Raw genomic sequence first — 22,152 nt, 5'->3', positions numbered from 1 at the left:
GGAGAGACCCACCGTGGAGCATCCCTACACGCGCCTGCCCGCCAGATCCTTCTGGCGCACGGCCGTCGCCGAACCCGATCCCGCGGACATCGGCGAGCTGTGGGCACCGAAGTTCACGATCGGCCAGGACGACCCCGTCGTCACGGCGGGCTCCTGTTTCGCCCGGCACATCGGCCCCGCCCTCCTCGCCGAGGGCATGCACTGGTACGACGCCGAACCCGCTCCCCCCGGACTGGACCGGACCGGGCGCGAGGCGCGCGGCTACGGCCGCTTCTCCTTCCGCACCGGCAACGTCCACACCGCGGCCGCGCTGAGACAGTGGTTCGCCTGGGCCCTCGGCGTGGAGCGGCCGCCCCCGGAGGTCTGGCGCGACGAGGAGGGGCGCTGCCACGATCCGTACCGCCCCACCCTCGAACCCGGGGGTTTCCCGTCCCCCGACGAGCTGCTGGCGTCCCGGGAGACCACCCTGGGCGCGGTGCGCACCGCCCTTGAGACGGCCGACGTGCTCGTCTTCACCCTCGGGCTGACCGAGGCCTGGCGGGACACCGCCCACGGCACCGTCCTGCCGATGTGCCCGGGCACCGCCCGGGGCGCCTTCGACCCCGGTCGGCACGTCCTGCACACCCCTACGGCGATCGAGGTGCACCACGACCTGACGGAAGCCCTCGCGCTGGCCCGCTCCCTCAACCCGCGGCTGCGGACCGTCCTGACGGTCTCCCCCGTACCGTTGACGGCGACCGCCACCGGACGGCACGCCCTGGTCGCCACGACCCACTCCAAGTCCGTACTGCGCGCGGCGGCCGGACAGCTCGCCGACGAACTCGACCACGTCGACTACTTCCCGTCGTACGAGATCGTCACCGGCTTCCCCTACCGGGCGGCCTTCTACGAGCCCAACCTGCGCACCGTCAGCGCCGACGGAGTGGCCTTCGTGATGCGGCACTTCTTCGACGCCCTGCACGGCCGGACGTCCCGGACGGAACCGGCCCGCCCTTCCACCCCCGTCGCCGGCGGAGAGGACCACTGGTGTGACGACGCCGTACTCGACTACTACGGCCCCGGCGCGATTCCTCCTGCTGGGTGACTCCCACGCGGCGTGCGTCGGGAGGGCGGCCCAGGCCGCCCACCTGCCCTTCCAGGGCGGGCCGATGGGTTCGGGCCGGGACTTCCTGGGCCCGTTCTCCGACGCCGACGGCGGCGACGTCGTCTTCCACGACCCCGAGGCGCAGCGCCTGTACCGGGAGTTCCTCGACGCCCTCGGCGTCCCGGCACTGGACCGGCTGACGGTGCCGCTCGTGTGCACCTTCGGCCTCGCCGCGCACACGGTGGCCACCCGGGAGAACTGGACGGTCCACCGCGACCCGCTGGGCGCCTACCCGGCCGGCTTCCTGCGCAGCGGCCTGTTCGCCGACCTGGTACGGGCCATGGCGCGCGGCGCGCTCGCGTTCTACGAGCACGCGGTCGGCCTCGGCCTGCGCGTGGTGGCCCTGATGCCGCCCCAGCGCGTCCCCGGCATGTCCGACCCGCGGGTCTTCTTCGCCGCCCAGGAGGTCCTCCACGGCGAACTGACCGCGCGGGGCGTCGAGACCGTCGACCTGCGCGACCGTGTCACCGACCGCTCCGGGCTCCAGCGCGACGCCTTCTGCCGGGCCGACGACACCATCCACGGCAACCTCGCCTTCGGCCGCCTGCTGGTGGCCGAACTCCTCGACCGCGGACTGTGACCGCGGATCCGCACGTCCGGCCCGTCCCCGCCCCACCCGCCCGTCCCACGGAGGTCTCCATGGAGGAGTACGCACTGCAGGCCGTCGAACGCCTGACCACCCGACCGGCCGAGCCCTACGACACCCTCTCGGTCGACCCGATCACCCCGCTGCTGGGCGCCGAGGTGTCCGGCCTGGACCTGGCCCGGAAGCTGACACCCCAGCAGGAGAAGGAGGTCAAGCAGGCCTTCCTGAACCACCATGTCCTGGTCTTCCGTGACCAGGACATCACCGCCGAACAGCACAAGCGGTTCGCCGGCCTCTTCGGGCCACTGCACCCCGTGGCGCTCGCCGCCGAGGACTCCGACCCGTACGTTCTGGAGATCAAGGCCACCGGGGAGTCGCGGATGGTGGCGGGCAACGGCTGGCACGCCGACGGCACCGCCGACGCCGAGCCCTCCCTCGGCTCCACGCTGCACATCACCACGGTCCCCGCGGGCGGGAGCGGCGGCGACACCATGTTCGCCAACATGCACCTCGCCTACGAGCTGCTCTCCCCGGCCATGCGGACCTTCCTCGACGGCCTGACCGCGATCCACGACGGCGCCCTGCCCTGGACGGCCGCCGGCCGGACACCGCCGCCGGAGTACGACGTCCCGCGCAACGAGCACCCGGTCGTGACCCGCCACCCCGACACCGGCCGCAAGCTCCTCTTCGTCAACGCCCCCTACACGTCCCACATCGCACAGCTGTCCCGGGCCGAGAGCGACGCGCTGCTGCAACTGCTCTACGCCCACATCGCCCGGACTCCGCTGCTGCACTGCCGGGTGCGCTGGCAGCCGCGGACCCTGGTCCTCTGGGACAACCGCTGTGTGCAGCACCACGCCGTCTGGGACTACTTCCCGCACACCCGCTACGGCCGCCGGGTGGCCGTCGAGGGCACCCGCCCGCAGGCCTGAGCCCCATGGCCCACCACCAAGGAGCGAGGCGTCCCATGAGCGCGACCGCTGACAGCGAGACCTTCGTCGTGGGCCTGCGGGCCCGTCTCGCCGGCGGGCCGCCGGTCCCCGAGGCACTGTGGCAGCTGACGGGCGTGCTGCACGAGCAGCTGCCCCCCGGTGCCCGGGAGACCTGGGCGCACCGCATCCACCGGGCCCTGGCCACAGGAGCGCGTGCGGCCGGTCTGCGCGCCGTCCACGTCTGGCAGGCCGGCACGGTCCTTCCCCTGCTCGCCCGGACCGCTCCGGACGGTCCGGCGGGCAGCCTCGCGGCGCCGGCGGACCTGCACCGCGCGGCCCTGGACGCCCGGGTCGCCGAGGAGACGTGGAGGACCGCGCTCCGGCCCGTGCTGCTCAGGAAGTACCACGACGCCTACGACCGGGCGGGCGCGTACACCGAGGCGCACGACGACGCCCGCGACTACGCCCTCGCCAACGGGCACTCCCACGCGGACGCCGATGCCTACGGCCACCGGTACGCCGAGCTGAGCACCGACGCGAACGCGGACGCCTTCGCCGAGGCCCACGCCCGGGCGGTCGGCGACGCACTGGCCCGCGCGTACGCGGCGGACGACTGGCAGGCGTACGCCGCCACGTTCCCGGGCGCCCAGCTGCGGGCCGTCGTCCGGGCGGCGGCCGCGCCGGCCTGCGGGGAGGACGGCGCCGCTCTCCCGGACACGTCCGTGCCGACCTCTCTGGCAGAGGGCTTCGCGGACGCCGTCGCCGACTCGTTCCGTCCGTGACGTGGGGCTGACCGTGGTGACCGGGAAGGTCCGTGCGGACGACCACGGCGTCCGGAGTGCTGCAGGGGCCGGGCTCGGACGGCAGGGGACGCCGGGTCTTCTCCGGGTCGCCGTTCCGGGGGCGGGGCGGTCTCGGTGATGACTGCCGCGACCGGCTTCGGCCCGTGCCCCTCGGCGCCGCGGACGACCTGGTCGCGGCCGTCGGTGTGCGGACCGGCCGCGGACCCCGTCCCGCCGGCGGGCAGAGGGGGCACATCCGCGTTCCGGGGCGGGAAGCCGAACGGCCCCGACCGCCATGTGACGCCGTCGCCGACGGGGCAGCGCCCCGCGCCGGCCGTCCGCCGGTGGCGACAGGCCTTCGGACGCACACCCATGCCCGCCGGGCAACCGCGACGGCACGGTGGTGCCGCCGCGGTTGCCCGGCGGTCCGTGGACCGGATCCGCCGGCATCGCCGGCCCCGTGGGGACGCTCGCCGGTCACATGGCCGATGCAGCCGTCGAGCGCACGGGCGGCTGGGCCGCCTGCCGTACCGGTTTGTCACCGGCCGTTTTCTGCTCCGGTCCGCCCCGGGGACGGGCGAGGCGATCGCCGACCCGCCAGACGGGACCGGTCCGCACGATCCGCTGCCATGGCGCCGGCTGCGGCCGCCGTCGGAGGCCATGCCACGTGCACCCGTGACGCCAACTTCAACGGAAGGGGCGACGTCCGCAACGTCAACCTCCGCAAGGTACCGGGCACCTCGTAGGAGTCCTACGGACGGCTGACCCGGGGCGCCAGGGTCCACGTCGAGTGCGCCCGCCAGCCGGACATCACCAAGCAGCCCTGGCTCTACTCCAAGGCCAGCTCCGGCGCCCACACCGGTCAGCGCGGCCGGGTCCGCGACGCACCCACCTACTGGCCGCTGCTGTGACATCCCAGCCCTCAAAAACCGCAGGTGAACAGCTTGCCTCCGCTCCCCGGCCTGCCGCGAGGAAACCGGCACGCAGGCGAAACGGGAGGGTGGACCGCACACCACGAACCCGCCCGGCGGACACCGGTCACGGCGACGGCCTGTGGCCGCCGGGCACGAACCCGGCTGACCGGCGCCCCCGCCCGGCTGCGCGCACACCGCCCCCGGTTCGGCCGTATGCGTGCCAGGGGGCGCGAGGGGAATCCCCGCCCGGGCACCCGCAGAGCGGTGTCGCCGGCGTGCTACAGAGCCAGGAACCGCTCCACCTCGCGCTCGAGGTGCGGTGCCAGATCGCTCAGGTCCGAGACGATCAGGCGAAGCTCACGCCCGAGCTCGGGTGACGTGCTCCAGATCTCCGGACTCCTGGTCAGCACCGCGTACAGCAGATCACCCTCGTACGTGTGACCCTCCGCCGTCGGATCCAGCCGCAGGACCTCCAGTGCCGGCGGCAGGAGGTGGGGCAGGCCCTCGTTCTGCCCGATCAGCAGCCTCATGTCCTCGACTGTCAGCTCACCGATCGGCTTGCGCCGAAGCGCGTGCGCGGTCGCTATGAGGCGAGTCGCGTCGGCCGGCGGGGCCGGCCAGCGGTCGTTCTCCAGCTCCTCGAGGGAGCGGTCACGGTTCGGATGTCGAGTCACCGGGGAATCGTCCCATGCCCGGTCTCAGACGCCCTCCGGCATCCGGCGTGGATGGTCGGTCGACGCCGCTCGGTTCAGCGCGGACGCCCGTCCTGATCACGAAGAGCACCGGCTCCTCGGCCGTCCGGTCTGCGACACGGTGTCGGGGCGGACCGGTGTGCCGCGGGCCACCGCCCTCGAGGGTGAGGCGGCGCGGCCGGTGGCCTGGCTGATCCCCGCGGGTGGCGGCATCGAGCAGACGACGCCGGTTGGGGCGATCGAGCCGGTTACAGTGCTCACCCCGGGCCGGGCAGCCCTCCAAGAGGGCTGACGGCCGGGCATCGAGGAAGGGCGAGCGGTGATTCGATGGAGGGCGTACCCGCACGTGCGGTATGAGGTGTTCGACTGCAAGCTGTGCCCGGGCAAGGGATCGGCGACGGAGGTCGCGGGCGTGGGCGAGCGGATGGCGCTCTGGCGGGTGTGCCGCTCGTGCGACTTCTGGCTGACCTGCGTGGGCTACCGGGCGCTCGGCGACCAGGACCCCGACGGCCGGCGCGTGCTGCGCGTCGACGGACGGCACTACATGACCTGGACCGACGAGCAGGGGCGCCCGCCCGAGACCGGATACACCAGCCGTGTCGACCGCCCGTACCGCCTGCTCGAGGACGAGATCGTGCGAAGCGCGCGCTGGCTGTGGCTGATGGGCTCGATTCCGGACAGATTCCGCGAGCAGCTGCCGGACAACGCCCGCTTCCTCACGTCCCGATAGCGGCGGCAGGGTCGGTTTCACGTCGAATGAGCCGGGCCTGGAACTCGTGCCGTGCGACCGCCTCGGCCGGCCCGGTCCGCAAGGCGTCGTCGGTCCACCGGCCGACTGGAGCCGTCGCCGTATCTGCGCTCGGAGGGAAACGGCGGGACCCGCGGGTCGTCGATCTTGTCGTCGAACTCCCTGCGAGGCCCGGTGCCCCACCATTCCAGCAGGTCGCGGGATCCGTTGGCCGGCGGGACGAGCCGTTCCTTCTTGCCACGGCCCTGGCTGCCCCTGCCCTTCAGCAAGACCTTGCCGAACCGGCCCGGATCCCAGCGGACATCCCCGATCCGCAGCAGGCGCGACTCCGGGAGCCGCAGCCCGATCAGGCTGGTCGGCCGCGAGGATGATGACGACACGAGGGCGGCGATGCGCTCCCTGGCCGACGTGCCGGGCTTCACGGAGGTGGTCGCCGCGCCGGATGAGCACGGCGGAATCGGGCACGCCGAGCTGCGCCGACCTGGCGGTGGTGCGCTGGTGTTCGGTTCGACCCGGCACGCCGACGGTGTGCATGGGCGGATGCGGGCGGGTGCCGGCGCGCTCTACGTGGTGAGCGACGACGCGGACGCGGTGCACCAGCGGGTGGTCGACGCAGGCGGCGAGGTTGCCGAAGCGCCGCATGAGACCCGGTTCGGGTCGGGCGCCGCGGCGTCCGTGTGGACGGTGCAGGACCCGGAGGGCGATCCGTGGACCTTCGGCACCCACCGCGGCCCTTCACCCGAGTGGAGCGCCAGGACGAGACGGGAGGGCCCCGGCCTGCTGGACCGGGGTCCTCTGCGGTGTTCATGCGGCGCGAGGTCAGTGACTGCCGGAGAGTTCGCCGGTGAGCCTGCCGTGAAGGTCGGCGCTGGGGTCGTTGAGGCCGGTGATCTCGACACTCTTGCCGCGCTGCTTGTACTTGGTCTCGACGGCGTCCAGGGCGGCGACGGAGGAGGCGTCCCAGATGTGGGCGGCGGACAGGTCGATGACGACCTTGCCCGGGTCGCCCGCGTAGTCGAACCGGCCGACGAGGTCGCCCACGGAGGCGAAGAACAGCTCACCCGTGACCCGGTAGACCACGGTGGTGCCGTCGGGGTCGGTGACGGCGGTGACCTCGGCGAGGTGGGCGACGCGCTTGGCGAAGACGACCATGGCGGTGATCGAGCCGGCGACGACGCCGATGGCCAGGTTGTGGGTGGCGACCACACAGGCGACCGTGATCACCATGACGGTGATCTCCCCGGCCGGCATCCGCCGAAGCGTCTTCGGGGCGATGGAGTGCCAGTCGAACGTCGCGAACGACACCATGACCATGACGGCGACCAGGGCGGCCATCGGGATATCGGAGACGACCGGGCCGAAGACGATGCACAGCACCATCAGGAAGGCCCCGGCCAGGAACGTCGACAGACGGGTGCGGGCCCCGGAGACCTTCACGTTGATCATGGTCTGGCCGATCATGGCGCAGCCGCCCATACCGCCGAAGAACCCGGTGACGACGTTGGCGACGCCCTGACCGATCGACTCCCGGGTCTTGCTGGAGCGGGTGTCGGTGATGTCGTCGACCAGTTTCGCGGTCATCAGCGACTCCATCAGACCGACCAGGGCCATCGCGAAGGCGTAGGGGGCGATGGTCGTCAGGGTGTCCAGGGTGAAGGGCACGTCCGGCAGACCGGGAACGGGCAGGGAGGACGGCAGGGCGCCCTTGTCGCCGACGGTCGGCACGGCGATCCCGGCCGCGACCGTGATGACGGTCAGGACGACGATGGAGACCAGCGGCGCCGGGATCACGGTGGTGACCTTGGGGAAGAACACCATCAGCGCCAGCCCGCCGATGATCAGCGGGTACACCGGCCAGGGCACGCCGGTCATCTCGGGAACCTGGGCCATGAAGATCAGGATCGCGAGCGAGTTGACGAAACCGACCATCACCGAGCGCGGGATGAACCGCATCAGCTTCGCCACTCCCAGCACGCCCAGGACGACCTGGAAGACGCCGGCGAGGATCACCGCGGCGACCAGGTACCCGAAGCCGTGCTCCCGGTTCAGGGGCGCGATGACGAGGGCGACGGCTCCGGTGGCGGCGGAGATCATCGCCCGTCGGCCGCCGACGACCGCGATCGTCACGGCCATCGTGAAGGAGGCGAACAGCCCGATCGCGGGATCGACGCCGGCGATGATCGAGAACGAGATCGCCTCGGGGATCAACGCGAGCGCGACCACCAGGCCGCCCAGCACCTCGGTGCGCCAGACCTTCGGATCACGCAGCCAGTCGGGCTTCAGGCCGCGCAGACGTGCGGCGGGAGTCACAGCAACAGAGGACAAGGAGAGGGGCACCTGTCGTGCTCGGGCACGCTCCGCCGGCGGGTCGGGGCGCGCGGAAAGGACGCGGGGGCCGGGCCGGCACCCCGCGGACGGCCCTCGAAACGGGCCGGAAGTCGAGAAGGGGAGGGACGCGAGGCGCGCACGGACGGCCGGGCGGCTCACGTCCCGGGGTGAAAAGTCACGGCGGGCAGGCGGCGGCGATCGGCGTCATGGACTCGCGCACGCTCTCTCCTGCAAGAATCGGATCTTCGCCGGGGGCGTCATCGGTCCCGGAACAGCAGTGACGGGGCAGCCGGGCCGCCCTCACCGTCATCAACTCTACCCTAACGTTAGAGTAGAGATCGGTGGGGTCGCACGGGACGCGGCCCGCCACGACGGGAAGGGCCGGGACCACGGGCGTGGACGACAAGCACATGCAGATCGGCGAGGTCGCCGCACGTACGGAGCTGTCCCTGCGCACCATCCGGCACTACGAGGAGACCGGCCTGGTCACCCCCTCCGCCCGCTCCCAGGGCGGCTTCCGCCTCTACACCGACAACGACGTGCAGCGGCTCATGGTGATCCGCCGTATGAAGCCCCTCGGCTTCACCCTCGAGCAGATGCGCGACCTGCTCGACGCCACCGACCGCCTCGACGATCCCGAGTCGGCTGACAGCGCCGAGCGCGAGGCGCTCCTGGAGCGAGTACGGAACTACGAGCAGGACGCCGGCCGCAAGATCGAGGAGCTTCGCGTCCAGCTGGCCCGGGCCGAGGACTTCGCCGCCACCCTCCGCACTCGACTTGATGCCGCACGCCCCGAGCGAGATGCCTCGGCCTGATCTTCGGCCACCGGCCGATACCACGCACCGGCTCCTGGCAGCCGCCTTCCCGACGGCTTCACGAGGCGGCAGCCCGGAGGCGGAACGTCAGCCCGTCCGGGCCGGTCGGACTCTGGTTGCCGGCGTGATCGGGTCCGACGGCATTCCCTCTCCCGGAGCGCGTGCGTGGGCGGCCACGGTGTCCGGGTCGTCGACGGCGACGAGGAGCTCCCGACGGAGTGTGTGCTCCTCGAGGCCGTCCACCGGGACGAAGTCCGCGCAGCCGGGGACTGTGCCCAGCACGTGCCGGTGGAAGCGGCAGGACTGCTCGGGGTGGGGGCGGGCCAGGACCATGCGCTGTGGTGTGTGCGCCGATGTGGCCCATCGGCGGGAGGGGTGCGTCTGCCACAGGGAGAAGGCCGCGCCGACCGGGTGGATCAGGGTGGCGATGACGGCGAGGTAGTGGGCGATGCGCGCAGGAGTGCCCGGTGGGCGGAGCGGAGAGCCGAGGTCGCTCACGCCGCCGATCTGATGACCGTCGGCGGAGATCTTCGTCGCGCGGCGCCCGTCGCTTTCGCCGACGGCGAATCGCCGGCCCGGCACGGCGGAGAAGAAGACCGCCGTGCCCGGCACGTCGTGCGTCTTGACGTCCACCCAGCAGAACCCGTTCGGCGCACCGAGATGAGATGACGTCAACTTCCCTGCCTCCTTGCCGCACCGGCCGGCTGTCGTAGTGGCTGACCTGCCGTCCCCTCGACAAGCCGTTTCGGGCTGGTGGGCGTGGAGAAGCGCCTGCACGCCGGTGGTACGAGCGCGGTGCGGGCCGGGGCTGACAGCGACGCGGCACCGCAGTGGCTGCGCTCGGACACCGCGCCGGAGGCGAAGAGTGAGAAAAGTGGCCGCCAAGGCGGCATCGTTCACCTTCGGACCGTTGCGGTACGCCGGAAGCCCGGCTTCGTGCCTCCAGTCGTCGCAGGCCTGGCACCGGGGTCGCAGGAGGCGCGCGACGATCTTCTGACGGCCGTTTCGAGTACGCCGCCGGCTTCGTCCGGGTCGTCATCGACCTGTCCGCCGCCCACATCCGGGGCACTTCCCCTGTCGCCGCCCTCGACGCGATCGAGACCACGGCGTCCCGGTCGTGAAGTCGCAGGACACTCCCGATTCGTTGCCGACTCCGCCGGCTCGACGCGCCCGAAGGCTTCCTCGATGGCTCCACGTGTTCCGGCGGCACGGGCCAGGTGTTCGACCGTGGTGCCGAGCCGTCCGCAGGCGAGGCGATGGGCGGTCTCCTGAGGCTTGCTGATGCTGCGGTGCGCCACCGCCCGCCACGGGCGGGCGGTTCGCCGTCGGCGGCCAGAGCCGCAGGAGGCTCGTCGGAGCCGACCGATGCCGCAGCGGCGTCCCGCACCCCCTCCTAGTAATGAAATTCATTTCTGATTACTGTGCGGGGGTAGCCACGAGACGACGAGTGTCTGGAGCAGCGATGAGTGACCCCTATGAGCGGTCCGCCGAATACCTCGACATCCTGATCGCCGAGTCGTGGGAGCCGCTGGCCCCGGCATTGGCTGACGCCCTGTCGAACGTCCGCGCCCGGACCGGGGCCGTGGTGGACCTTGGGGCCGGTTCCGGGCGGGGTGTGCGCGTCATCTGCGACGCGCTGCCGCAGACGCCGGTGCTCGCCGTCGAACCGTCCGCCGCGATGCGCGCCGTCCTGCTCGCCCGGGTCCATGAAGCCGACGAACTGCGCGAGCGCGTCACGGTGGTTCCCGGCGACTGCGCGGGCGTCGACTGGCCCGACGGTGTGCGGGCCGTGGTGGCGCTGAACATGATCGGCCACCTGCCGCCCGGGCAGAGGCGTGCGCTGTGGGGCCGCGCCGCCCGGCAACTCGCCCCGGGTGGAGCGCTGGTGTTCAACCTCGCCCCGCCGTTCACTCCGGTGGAGGTGGAGCGGGTGCGGACGGCCCGGGTCGTCGTCGGCGAACTGGAGTACGAGGGCTGGGCGAGCGCGCGTCCCACGGGGGCGGACGAGATCACCTGGCGCATGGACTACGGCGTCCTGCGTCAGGGCCGGCCGCTGGCCGGGGCGTCGGTCGAATACCGCTGGTGGGTCACGACGGAGGGCGCGCTGGCGGCCGAAGTCGCCGAGGCGGGGCTGGTGTTGCGCCGGACCGGTGATTCCGGTCTGGGGCTGTGCGTTCTCGAGCGCGTGAGTGATCCGGCATCACAAGTTGGTTGATCTGATAATCATTTTCAACTAGGTTCAACGGTGTTCCGCTTCCCCCGGCTCTCTCTGCGGGGGAGGCGTTGCCCTGCCCGCCTTTTGACGGAGACCGGATGGACCAGCCTGTGCCGAGCGACGACCTCCTTGCCCGCGTCATCGACTGCATCGCCGAAGTCCTCGGCACACCACCCCACGAGGTCGCACGGACGACTCCGCTCGCGGCCCTGGGGCTCGAATCGTTCACCGCGGTGCGGCTGAGGCGGAGGATCCGTGAACGCACCGGCCGGGACCTGCCGTTGACCGCCCTGCTGGGAAACGGCGCGACGGCCCGTGCGGTGGCGGACCGTCTGCTCGCCGGTCACCTGCCGGAGAAGGTGACTGATCCCGAGCCCTTCGGCGCCGAGGGCCGGGCGGGGGCGGAGCCCGGCGGTGCACGGAACGGCGAGGAGACGGAGGAGGGGTGCTTCCCCCTGACGCCCATTCAGGCCTCGTATCTGGCCGGGCGGGCCGAGGGCATGCCGCTGGGCGGAGTGGCCACCTTCTACTACTACGAGTACGACCGCACACCCGGCGGCACGGACCCGCTCGTGGACGTGGCCCGGCTGGAAGCCGCCTGGAACCGACTGGTCGATCACCACCCGATGCTGCGCATGACGGTGGACGACCGGGGCCGCCAACGCATCGCAGCCGCTCCCGGCCCCTACCGGATCGGCGTCACCGATCTGCGGGGCGAGCCCGCCGAACAGGTGAGGGAAACGTTGTCCGCCCAGCGGCGGGAGCGCTCCCACCAGAACCGGCCCACGGAGTCGTGGCCGTTGTTCGACATCCACGCCACACTGCTGCCCGACGGGCGGACCCGGCTGCACGTCGGTGTGGACGTGCTCCTGACCGACCTCACCGGCTGGATGCTGCTGATGCGTCAGTGGGGCCGCCTCGTCGCGGACCCCGACCACCGGCTTCCCGAGCCGGCAACCCGGTTCGCCGACCTCCAGCGCGCCCGCTCGGGGGACCCGGAGTGGGCGGCCCGGCGCACCCGTGACCACGCCTACTGGGCCGAACGAGTCCCTGAGCTGCCGCCGTCGCCGCGGCTGCCCCTGCTGCGCGAGCCCGCCGACACCACCCCGCCCCGCTTCGTCCGCTCCGCCGCCGAGCTCGACGCAGAAACCTGGACCCGGCTACGAGCCCGGTGCACCGAGTACGCGGTCACGCCGACCGCGGCCCTGCTCGCGGCCTTCGCCGTCGTCCTCGGCCGGTGGGGAGCCGGGGAACGGATCTGTCTCAACACCACCCTGTTCGACCGCCCGGAGGACGAGAGCGGAGCCGAGGGGGTGGTCGGCGACTTCACCACCACCGCCCTGGTCGGCACACCACGCTTCGCCCCCGCCGACTGGAAGGGCTTCGCCGACTACGCCACCGCCGTCAACCGTCGCTTCTGGGAGGACCTGGACCACCGGTCCGTGTCCGGCGTCGAGGTGCTCAGGGAGCTGCGGGGGCAGGAATCGCCGCCGGTGGGAGCGCTCAGCCACCCGGTGGTGTTCACCAGCGGGGTGGGTCTCGCGGGCGTCGGGGAGCCTCCGGCGTCCTGGATCGGACAGGAGGTGTACGGCATCTCCCAGACCCCGCAGGTCCTGCTCGACCACATCGTGTGGGACGAGGGCGGACGCCTCCGCCTGGCCTGGGACGCCGTCGAGGGGGCGTTCCCCGACGGCTGGGTACCGGCCCTGCTCGACGCCTTCGTGCGCCTGCTCCACACCCTGACGAACCCCGACGCCTGGCACGACACCGCCCTGGGCTGGGACCCGTCCTTCCACCCCGAAGAGCCCCTGGACGCCGTGCCCTTCCCGAACGCGGGCCCCCTGCTGCACGATCCGGTCACCGACGCGGCCCGGCGGCATCCGCGACGGCCCGCCCTGCGCACCTCCTCCACCACCGTCACCCACGCCCGCCTCGCGGACAACGCCGCCGCCGCCGCGGCACTGCTGGCCGCACACGGGGTGGGGCCCGGCGACATGGTCGCCGTCGCCTGCGAAAAGGGCATCGCGCAGGTCACCGCCGTACTCGGCGTCAGCCTGAGCGGGGCGGGCTACCTGCCGGTCGAACCCTCCTGGCCGGCCGCGCGGATAGCCGCCGTCTGCGAGCGGGCCGGGGTCCGGCACGCACTGACCGGCCGCGGTGTGAGGACCGACTGGCCCGACGGCGTCACCGTTCACCGCCTGACCGCCGCGGGGCGCCCCGCCCGAGCCGCCGCGGGCTTTGACGGCCCCGCGGCACCGCTCACGGCCCCACGTCCCGAGGACATCGCTTACACCATCTTCACCTCGGGTTCCACCGGCAGCCCCAAGGGCGTGGAGATCGAGCACCGGGCCGCGCGCACGACCGTCGACGACATCGTCGACCGGTTCGCCCTCGGTCCCGGCGACCGGGTGCTGGCGCTGTCGGCGCTCAGCTTCGACCTGTCCGTGTTCGACATCTACGGCGTCCTCGGCGCCGGCGGCTCTCTGGTGCTGCCCGACCCCGCTCGGCAGCGCGACCCGCAGCACTGGCTCGAACAGGCCGGCCGGCACGGTGTCACCGTGTGGAACACCGCGCCCGCCCTGCTCGAAATGCTCGTCGAGTACGCGGAGACGGAACCGGAGGAGGCCACCGGGGCGCTGCGCACCCTGCGCCTGGTGATGCTCTCCGGTGACTGGATCCCCCTGACCCTGCCCGACCGGCTGCGACGACTGGCGCCCCAGGCGGAGGTGATGAGCCTGGGCGGAGCCACCGAGGCGTCCATCTGGTCCATCGCTCATCCGGTGGGACACGTCGATCCGGGGTGGCGCAGCATCCCCTACGGCCGGGCGCTGCGCGGCCAGAGCTTCTTCGTCCTCGACGAGGACGGCGCGCCCTGCCCGGTGGGCGAGGCGGGGGAGTTGTTCATCGGTGGTGACGGGCTGGCCCGCGGCTACACCGCCGATCCGGTCCAGACCGCCGAGAGGTTCGCCGTCCACCCCGTGCTGGGCCGCCGGCTGTACCGCACCGGGGACCTCGGCCGGTGGACCGCCGAGGGCGCCATCGAATTCCTCGGGCGCGTGGACCGGCAGGTGAAGATCCGCGGGCACCGCATCGAACTGGGCGAGGTGGAGGCGGTGCTGGCCCGCCATCCGGCGGTCCGCCAGTGCGTGGTGTCGTCGGTACGCGGCCCCGACGGACGGCCACGACTGGTGGCGCACCTGTCGCCCCGGGGCGCGAGCAAACCGCCGACCGCCCGGGAACTGGCGGACGTCCTGCGCGAACGGCTGCCCGACTACATGGTGCCCAGCCGGTTCGTGATCCTGGACCAGCTGCCGGTGACGGCCAACGGCAAGATCGACCACGCGGCGCTGACCGCCCCGCCCGCCGCTGACCGGACCACCGGCGCCGACGGGCCGGCCCCGGTCGCCGAGGCGGCGGCCGAGCCCACCGCGACACCGCGTACTGTTCCGGCCGGAGCCGCCGTCGAGTCCGCCCCGGGTGGGGACTGGGTCGCCGCCGCGCTGGCCGAGGCGACCGCCCTGGGCCTGGAGGCCGCCGTCGTGGTCCGGCCCGGACGGCTCCGGCCGGACCAGGCGCTGGAGGCGTCGGCCCGATGGCTCCGGCATGTGGCGCGGACCGCCGACGGCGAGGCCGCAGTTCCGCTCCTGGGTCCCGGAGGACTGGCGGAGGTGGTCTGCCGCCCCCGGGCAGGGGACTTCCCGGCGTCCTCCCCGTCCACCGGTCCGGCGTCCGGAGCCTCGGCCCCGGAACGGTACGGCACCGGACCGGGCCAGGCGCCCCGGCACCGCGGGCCGGGCCCGGCCGCGCCCGTGGCGCCGGCCGTGCTGGAAGCCCTGACCGGCATCCTGGCCGACTTCACCGACGTGCCGGTGACGCCCGACAGCACCTTCAAGGAGCTGGGGGCCACCTCCCTCACCCTGGTCCTCACCCACCGCAGGCTCCGGGAGGGCATCGCGCCCCGGCTCGCACTGGCGGACATGTTCGAACACCCCACCGTCGCGGCCCTGGCCGCCGGCATCACCGCCCAGAGCGCCCCGGACACCGACCGGGCCGCCACTGTCGCCGGCGCCGACGCCGGCGCCGACGCCGTCGGGCCCTCCGCCTCCCAGCGGTCCGAACGGCCCACACGCAGAACCTCCCGCGTCGCCGCACGCGCCCTGGCCGAGGAGACCACACGATGACCGAACCGACTTCCTCCCTGGGAGACACGCCGGGCACGCCCCGGCCCGACCACGAGACCGGCGACGACCTGATCGCGGTCACCGCCCTGGACTGCCGGTTCCCCGGAGCCCCCGACACGGCGGCCTACTGGGACCTGCTCGTCGGCGGCCGCAGCGGACTGACCCGGCACGGCGAGCGGGAACTGGCCGGACGCGGCGTCCCGGCGAGGCTGCTGGCCAACCCCGCCCACATACCCGTCAGCGGGGTCATCGAAGGACAGGACCGGTTCGATCCCGAGCCGTTCGGCCTGACCGACGCCGAAGCGGCCGTGATGGACCCCCAGCAGAGGCTCTTCCTCGAAGCGTGCCTGCGCGCCCTGGAGAGCGCCGGACACGGCGGCGGCGCCGGAGCGGGCGCCGTGGGCGTCTTCGCCGGCGCCGCCCACAGCGACTACCTCGCCCGCAACCTCGCCGACCGGTACGCGGCCTCCGCCACCGATCCCGTCGGCAGCCTCCAGGCGGCTCTCGCGGGTGTGGCCGACTACCTCCCCCTGCACGTCGCGCACCGCCTCGCGTTCACCGGACCCGCCGTCGCGGTCGGCACCGCCTGCTCGACCTCGCTGGTGGCCGTGCACCTGGCCGCCCAGTCCCTGCTGGCGGGGGAGTGCGACACCGCCCTCGCCGGCGGCGCCTCCCTGATCGTCCCGCAGGGCAGGGGCTACCTCCACGTCCCCGACGGGATCTTCTCCGCCGACGGGCACGTACGGACCTTCTCCGCCGAGGGCACCGGCATCGTGCACACCCAGGGCGTCGGTGTGGCCGTACTGCGGCGACTGCGCGACGCCCTCGCCGACGGCGACCCGGTGCTGGCCGTCCTGCACGGCTCCGCCGTCAACAACGACGGCGGCGACCGCACCGGCTTCACCGCCCCCTCGCCGCGCGGACAGGCCCGTGTGGTCTCCGAGGCGCTCGCCGTGGCCGGTCTCACGCCCGGGGACATCACCTACGTCGAGGCCCACGGCACCGCCACCCGCCTCGGCGACGTGGTGGAGGTCGCCGCGCTGCGCCGCGTCTTCGGCGGGACCGGCCCGGCCTGGTGCGCCCTGGGCTCGGTCAAGAGCAACATCGGGCACGCCAACTCGGCCGCGGGCATAGCCGGTTTCGCCAAGACCGTACTCGCCCTGCACCACGGCGTACTGCCGCCCACCCTGGACGCCCTGCCCCTCAACCCCGACCTCCGGCTGGACGGCTCACCCTTCACCGTCGTCCACGAGGCCACCGACTGGACCGGGCCCCGGTACGCGGGCGTCAGCTCCTTCGGCATCGGCGGCACCAACTGCCACGTCGTCCTGGGCAGCGCCCCCGTCCGTCCGGAACCGCCCGCCGATCCGCGCCCGCAGCTCGCCCTGCTCAGCGCGCACCGAGACGACGCCCTCGCCCGCCTCACCGAAGCCACCGCGACAGCCCTCCGCACCACCGAGATCGCGCCCGCCGACGCGGCCCACACCCTGCACACCGGCCGCGCGACGCTGCCGTACCGCGCCGCCGCGGTGATCACCGGGGCGGCGGGGACCGACAGCCGCGCCCTGCGCGCCGCCCCGCGGCGCCGGCCCGGCCCCACCCCGCCCCGGATCGTGCTGGCCTTCCCCGGCGGGGGAGCGCAGTACGCGGGCATGGGTCGCGAACTGTGCGCAGAAGAAGAGGAGTTCGACCGCACCGTGCGCGAGTGCGCCGGTCTCTTCGACGACGGGACCGGTACCGGCCTCACCGCGCTGATCACCGCCGACCCCTCCGACGAGCACGCGCGCCGGCTGCTGCGCGACCCCGCCCACGGACTGCCCGCCCTGTTCACCGTCTCCCTGGCCGCCGCGCGCACGCTGCGCTCCTGGGGCGTCGAACCGGACGCGGTGGTCGGTCACAGCCTCGGCGAGTACGTGGCCGCCGTGCTGTCCGGCGCCCTGTCCCTGTCCGACGCCGCGACACTGGTGGCGGTCCGCTCGCGCGGCATGTCCCGGGCGGCCGGCGGCGGAGTGATGCTGACGGTCCCGCTGACCGAGCGGCAGACCCTCGCCCTGCTCGCCGACCACCCGGAACTGGATCTGGCCGCCGTCAACGGCCCGCGGTCCTGTGTGGTCTCCGGACCCTCGCCGGCCGTGGCCGAAGCGGAGCGGGCCCTGACCGCACGCGGCGAGCGCACCGTGCGGCTCTCCCTCGACGCGGCCGCACACTCGCGCCTGGTCGACCCCGTCCTGCCCGAACTGCGCGCGGCCGCCCGGGCCGTCCGGGCGCGTGTTCCCGGCATCCCGCTCGCCACCACCCTCACCGGGAAACTGCTGGACACCGCTCCGGGCGCCGACCACTGGGTGGCGCACCTGCGCTCCACCGTGCGCTTCTCCGACGCCCTGGCCACCGCCCTGGGCGAAGGGCCGGCCGTCCTCGTCCAGGCGGGACCCGGCGGTGCACTGCTCCAACTGGCACGTCAGCAGGGACACCGGCAGCTCCTGGCCACCCTGGCCGCCTTCCCCGACCGTGAGCAGCCCGGCGGAGGACGTGCCGCGCTGCTGGCGGCCGCCGGAGAACTGTGGACGCACGGGGTCCCCCTGGACGCCGCGGCCCTGCACCGCCCGGGGCGACGCCGTGTCGTCCTGCCGGGCCTGCCCATGGAGCGCCGCAGACTGTGGATCGATCCGCCGGCCGCCACCGCGTCGGCCGCCGCACGGGCCAGTACGGCGGCCGGCCCCGGCCACGGCGCCGGGCAGGCCGCCCCGGACGAGTCCGAGCCCTTCCAACTGCCCGTCTGGCGGCGCACGCCTCCCGTCGAGGCGGACCGGCCGGCGCTGCGGGGCCGCTGGCTCGTGGCCGGTCCTCCCGGCTCACCCTCGGCCGAGCGGGTGCGCGCCGCACTCGCCGCCGCCGGGGCCGGCACCGTCACCCTCGACGAGGTGGTCCGGGACCCCGGCACCCCGTGTGAGGGCATCGTCGTGATCGGCCCGTACGGTGACACCGGCGACGACCCGGCGGAAACCGTCAGCGCGTCGGTCCTGCACTTCGCGGAGGTGGCGCGGGCCGCCGCCTCCTGGGCGCACCGCACCTGCCTGCTGCACCTCAGCCACGACGCCCAGCAGGTGGAGAGCACCGACCGGCCCGCCGCCCACGCCGCCGCCGGCCTCGCCGTGCCCCGTGTCCTCGCCCAGGAGTTCCCGGGCCTGCGCTGGCGCTCGGTGGACCTGCCGGCCGGCCCGCCGCACGCCGACGACGTCCGGACCGTGCCGGCGGAGGCCGCCGACCTGCTGGCGGGAGGCCCGAACGGCATCGAGTGCGCCCTGCGCGGCGGACACCGCTGGACGCGCGGCATCACCCCCTGGCGACCGTCCGCACCCGCGCCGGACACGGACGGCCAGGCCGTCACCGACGGCGGGACGGGCACGGCGGTGATCCTCGGCGGACTCGGGGACGTGGGCCTGGCCCTGGCCGGGCACCTGGCCCGCTCCGGACGGCGGGTCGTGGTGACCGGCCGCGCCGGGCTCCTCCCGGACCCCGCCCCCGGCAGCGCCGAAGCCGAACGGGCGGAGACGATCCGCGCCCTGCGGGACTCCGGCGCCGACATCGAGGTCCGTGCCGCGGACGCCGCGGACGCCGCCGCCACGACGGAACTGCTGCGGGAACTGACCGACCGCGAGGGCCCGCTGGACCTGGTCGTGCACGCCGCCGGCGTGGTCGCCTCCGCCGCCGTCGCGCCGTTGCGGGCCACCCAGGAGCAGGCCGTGCGCGCGCACGCGCACGCCAAGGTCACCGCGGCCCTCGCGCTGCGCGACGCCGTGCACGGCCTCCCGCCCGGCCGCCGCCCGGCCACCGTCCTGCTGATGTCCTCCGCCACGGCGTTCGTCGGCGGCCTCGGCCTCGCCCCGTACGCCGCCGTCAACCGCTACCTGGACGCCCTCGCCGAGCACGAGCACCACGCGGGCCCGGACACACCCCGCTGGATCAGCGTGGCCTGGGACGGCTGGCGCGTCGGGCCCGGCCGGAGCGAACGCACCGTCGCATCCCGGCACTCGATCGGCCTGGCGGACGGCATGCGCACCGTGGACCGTCTGCTGGCGCTCGCGGCCGGCGGCCGTGCCCCGGCTTCCGTCGCCGTCTCGCCGGCCGACCTCGCGCCCCGCACCGCGGGCACGCCCACCGCCGTACCCGCCTCCGTCGCACCGGCTCCCGGCGAGCCCCCGGCAAAGCCGCAGGCCGGTGCGGGATGCACCACCAGTGCGGAGACACTCCTGGCAGAGGTCTGGTCGGACCTGCTGGGCTTCCCCGTCACCGACCGCGACGCCGACTTCTTCGCCCTCGGCGGGCACTCCCTGCTGGCCACCCGCATGCTCGCCCGGCTGCGCGACGACCACGGTGCCGACCTGCGGCTGCAGGACCTGCTCGCCCGGCCCAGCATCGCGGCCCTGGCCCCGATGCTGCCCGGCGGGGAATCCCGGCGGGCTCCCGCCACGCCCCAGGACGCGGGCGGACCGTCTCCGCAACCCGGCGACGGCCCTCGGGAGTTCCCCCTCACCCGGGTGCAACACGCCTACTGGGTGGGCGGATCGGGTGGTTACCGCCTCGGTGACGTCCCGTGCTCCTTCCACCTGGAGTACGACTGTCCCGGCCTGGACACCGACCGCTACGAAACGGCGTGGAACGCGGTCGTCGCCCGCCACCCGATGCTGCGCGCGGTCGTCTCACCGGAAGGCCTCAACCGGGTGCTCGACAAGGTGCCCCACTACCGGATCCGGGTGCAGGACCTGACGAAGGACGACGACGCCGAGCGCGCCCGGAAGCTGGAGCGTGTGCGCACCCGCATGGTGCGCCGCGAACCCCGTCCGGGCCGCTGGCCCCTGGTCGACATCCGGGCCGCCCGACTGCCCGGCGACGTCGTCCGGCTGTTCGTCAACGTGGACGTGCTGGTGTGCGACACCGCCAGCTACCTGATCTGGGACCGCGAACTGCGCACCCTCTACCACGATCCCGACGCCCGGCTGCCGGCGCCGGAGACCACCTTCGCGGACTGTGTGGCCGCACTCGGGCGCCGTACCGAGGGCCCGGAGCACGCGCGGGCCGCCGCCTACTGGCGGGCCAGGCTGGACGACCTGCCCGGCGCACCCGCGCTGCCCGTCCGGGCCGGGAGCCCCGGGGACCGGCCCCGCTTCGCACGGCGCACCGCCCGTCTGGAGCCGGACCGCTGGAACGCCCTCAAGGCCGAGGCCGCCCGGCGCGGGCTGACCCCCACGGCCGTCCTGCTGGCGGCCTACGGCGAGGCCCTCGCCGGTTGGTCGGGGCAGAACCGCTTCGCCGTCACCCTCACCCTCTTCGACCGGCCCGCGCACCTTCCCGGAGCGGACGCCGTGGTCGGTGACTTCACCTCGCTGATGCTGCACGAGGTGGACCGCTCGGACACCCGCTGCTTCGCCGACGCCGCCGTACGGGCCCAGCGCACCCTCTTCGAGGACCTGGACCACCGGGAGTTCTCCGCGCTCGACCTGCTGGCCGAGAAGTCCTCGCGCACCGGCCGCACCGAGTCCGTTCCCGTGGTCTTCACCAGCGCTTTGGGCCTGTCCGGGCCGCTCGGCGGCGGACACGACCTGGACTGGGCGGGCACACCGGTGTACGGCGTGAGCAGCACCCCGCAGACCTGGCTGGACCACCAGGTGATCGAGCAGCACGGGGCGCTCCTGCTCCAGTGGGACGTCCAGGAGAACGCCCTGCCCGCCGACGAGGCGGACGCGGCGTTCGCCGCCTACGCCGAGCGGGTGCGCCGACTGGCCGACGCACCGCGGGCGTGGGACACCGAGGAGCCCCGCACCGCGCCCGCCGCCCCGGCCCGTGAAGCGCGGCGGCCTGCCCCCACGGTGAGGAAGCGGACCGTTCCCGGCCCGGCCCCCGACACCGACGCGGCCATGCTGCTGCGCGACGGCAACGGAGACCGCCCCCTGTTCCTGATGCACCCCTCCGGCGGGGACGTACTGTGTTACGGCGAACTCGCCCGTCTCCTCACCGACGGCCGGCCCGTCGTAGCCGTCACCGACCCCGCCCTGACCGGCGGCACCGGGCCGCGGACCATCGCCGAGACGGCCGACCGCTACCTCGCGGCGCTGCGCGTCCACCAGCCGCGGGGTCCCTACCTGCTGGGCGGCTGGTCGATGGGCGGCACCGTCGCCCACCAGATGGCCGTGGAACTCCAGCGACGCGGAGAACGGACCGACCTCCTCGTCCTGATCGACTCCAACACCCCCGACCGCATCCGGGCACTGGGCGGCGCCGGCCGCGCCCAGGACACCGCCTTCGCGGCCGTCCGCTACCTGCGCTCGCTGGAGGCGTTCCTCGACCTCGATCTGGACCTCGGAGCGGACGCGGAGACGATCCGCACCGCCCCGGACGCGGCGGCGGTACGCCGGTCGGTCACCGAACGGCTACGAGCGGCCGGCCTGCTCGGCCCCCGGGACACCGCCGACACCCGCCTCGAAGTCTTCGAACGCCACCTGCGGGCGCTGGCCGACCACAGGGCCGGACACCTCACCGACCCGGCCACCCGACTGCTGCTCATCGCCGCGTCCCGTCCCGCGCCGCACAACGCCGGCGTCGGCATGGGCGTCGACGACGCCGCGGACCTGCCCGCCCTCGGCTGGCTGCCGCACGTCAGCGGTCCCGTCGACGCCCACACCGTCGAAGGCCACCACTACTCCCTGCTGCACGACCCCGCAGTACGGCGGACCGCCGCCCTGATCGACCGGGCCCTGGCCGCCGTACACACCGGCCGGTGAGTCCGGCGGCCACCCCCGACCCACGAACCTCTCGCG

Annotated in this window: 13 protein-coding genes and 1 pseudogene; 10 read left to right on the top strand and 4 right to left on the bottom strand. The window is 73.9% G+C overall.

What is annotated here, in order from left to right; genetic code table 11:
• Nucleotides 1–13 precede the first annotated feature (13 nt).
• From ADK41_RS31920 to ADK41_RS31905, 4 genes are read left to right on the top strand one after another with little or no spacing between them, the layout of a single operon-like run.
• Complete coding sequence (locus ADK41_RS31920) at nt 14–1,084, top strand: GSCFA domain-containing protein (protein WP_030823640.1); 1,071 nt, start codon at nt 14–16, stop codon at nt 1,082–1,084.
• Nucleotides 1,029–1,724: a hypothetical protein gene (locus tag ADK41_RS31915; protein ID WP_030823637.1), complete on the top strand. Its 696-nt coding sequence runs from the start codon at nt 1,029–1,031 to the stop codon at nt 1,722–1,724. Before ADK41_RS31920 ends, ADK41_RS31915 begins: the two co-directional genes overlap by 56 nt.
• 59 nt (nt 1,725–1,783) lie before the next feature.
• Entirely contained in the window at nt 1,784–2,662 is an 879-nt protein-coding gene (locus tag ADK41_RS31910) for a TauD/TfdA dioxygenase family protein (RefSeq protein WP_030823626.1), read from the top strand.
• A gap of 35 nt (nt 2,663–2,697) precedes the next feature.
• Nucleotides 2,698–3,444 carry a hypothetical protein gene (locus ADK41_RS31905; protein WP_234318657.1) on the top strand — a complete coding sequence of 249 codons (747 nt, stop codon included), beginning with the start codon at nt 2,698–2,700 and terminating at the stop codon, nt 3,442–3,444.
• 1,192 nt (nt 3,445–4,636) lie between these two features.
• Here ADK41_RS31905 and ADK41_RS31900 read toward each other — a convergent pair.
• Nucleotides 4,637–5,032 carry a contact-dependent growth inhibition system immunity protein gene (locus ADK41_RS31900; RefSeq protein WP_030823620.1) on the bottom strand — a complete coding sequence of 132 codons (396 nt, stop codon included), beginning with the start codon at nt 5,030–5,032 and terminating at the stop codon, nt 4,637–4,639.
• A gap of 337 nt (nt 5,033–5,369) precedes the next feature.
• Between ADK41_RS31900 and ADK41_RS31895 the strand changes: the two genes are divergently transcribed.
• A complete protein-coding gene (locus tag ADK41_RS31895; protein WP_159043997.1) occupies nt 5,370–5,780 on the top strand; it encodes a hypothetical protein in 411 nt (136 codons plus the stop codon).
• Between the two features lie 17 nt (nt 5,781–5,797).
• Here ADK41_RS31895 and ADK41_RS41865 read toward each other — a convergent pair whose 3' ends face one another.
• Entirely contained in the window at nt 5,798–6,220 is a 423-nt protein-coding gene (locus ADK41_RS41865) for a hypothetical protein (protein WP_158717657.1), read from the bottom strand.
• On the opposite strand from ADK41_RS41865, the pseudogene ADK41_RS44140 reads away from it, so the two are divergent.
• A pseudogene (locus ADK41_RS44140) lies at nt 6,189–6,446 on the top strand (VOC family protein); the annotation flags it as partial. The gene ADK41_RS41865 and the pseudogene ADK41_RS44140 overlap by 32 nt on opposite strands.
• A gap of 171 nt (nt 6,447–6,617) precedes the next feature.
• Here the strand turns inward: ADK41_RS44140 and ADK41_RS31890 are convergent.
• The gene (locus ADK41_RS31890; RefSeq protein WP_078661889.1) at nt 6,618–8,123 is read right to left on the bottom strand and encodes a SulP family inorganic anion transporter; all 1,506 of its coding nucleotides are present in this window, start codon (nt 8,121–8,123) and stop codon (nt 6,618–6,620) included.
• Nucleotides 8,124–8,521: 398 nt separating this feature from the next.
• Between ADK41_RS31890 and ADK41_RS31885 the strand changes: the two genes are divergently transcribed.
• Nucleotides 8,522–8,941 carry a MerR family transcriptional regulator gene (locus tag ADK41_RS31885; RefSeq protein ID WP_199821917.1) on the top strand — a complete coding sequence of 140 codons (420 nt, stop codon included), beginning with the start codon at nt 8,522–8,524 and terminating at the stop codon, nt 8,939–8,941.
• 87 nt (nt 8,942–9,028) lie between these two features.
• Here ADK41_RS31885 and ADK41_RS31880 read toward each other — a convergent pair whose 3' ends face one another.
• Nucleotides 9,029–9,616: a VOC family protein gene (locus ADK41_RS31880; RefSeq protein ID WP_158717656.1), complete on the bottom strand. Its 588-nt coding sequence runs from the start codon at nt 9,614–9,616 to the stop codon at nt 9,029–9,031.
• Between the two features lie 787 nt (nt 9,617–10,403).
• On the opposite strand from ADK41_RS31880, the gene ADK41_RS31875 reads away from it, so the two are divergent.
• The 3 genes from ADK41_RS31875 (at nt 10,404) to ADK41_RS31865 (ending at nt 22,116) form a co-directional block, all read left to right on the top strand.
• The gene (locus tag ADK41_RS31875; protein ID WP_030823606.1) at nt 10,404–11,156 is read left to right on the top strand and encodes a class I SAM-dependent methyltransferase; all 753 of its coding nucleotides are present in this window, start codon (nt 10,404–10,406) and stop codon (nt 11,154–11,156) included.
• Nucleotides 11,157–11,254: 98 nt separating this feature from the next.
• Nucleotides 11,255–15,337, top strand: a complete 4,083-nt coding sequence (locus ADK41_RS31870) for a non-ribosomal peptide synthetase (protein WP_030823603.1) — start codon at nt 11,255–11,257, stop codon at nt 15,335–15,337.
• Entirely contained in the window at nt 15,334–22,116 is a 6,783-nt protein-coding gene (locus ADK41_RS31865) for a type I polyketide synthase (protein ID WP_078661876.1), read from the top strand. The genes ADK41_RS31870 and ADK41_RS31865 overlap by 4 nt, the downstream gene beginning before the upstream one ends.
• Nucleotides 22,117–22,152 lie beyond the last annotated feature (36 nt).

Source organism: Streptomyces caelestis, from assembly GCF_001279005.1.
Lineage (GTDB): Bacteria > Actinomycetota > Actinomycetes > Streptomycetales > Streptomycetaceae > Streptomyces > Streptomyces heliomycini.
This window is presented reverse-complemented; position numbering and strand designations above follow the sequence as displayed.

Excerpts from the sequence above, each read along its gene's own strand:
- ADK41_RS31910 (WP_030823626.1), top strand. The coding sequence starts at position 1,784 with ATGGAGGAGTACGCACTGCAGGCCGTCGAACGCCTGACCACCCGACCG.
- ADK41_RS31905 (WP_234318657.1), top strand. The coding sequence starts at position 2,698 with ATGAGCGCGACCGCTGACAGCGAGACCTTCGTCGTGGGCCTGCGGGCC.
- ADK41_RS31875 (WP_030823606.1), top strand. The coding sequence starts at position 10,404 with ATGAGTGACCCCTATGAGCGGTCCGCCGAATACCTCGACATCCTGATC.
- ADK41_RS31870 (WP_030823603.1), top strand. The coding sequence starts at position 11,255 with ATGGACCAGCCTGTGCCGAGCGACGACCTCCTTGCCCGCGTCATCGAC.
- ADK41_RS31865 (WP_078661876.1), top strand. The coding sequence starts at position 15,334 with ATGACCGAACCGACTTCCTCCCTGGGAGACACGCCGGGCACGCCCCGG.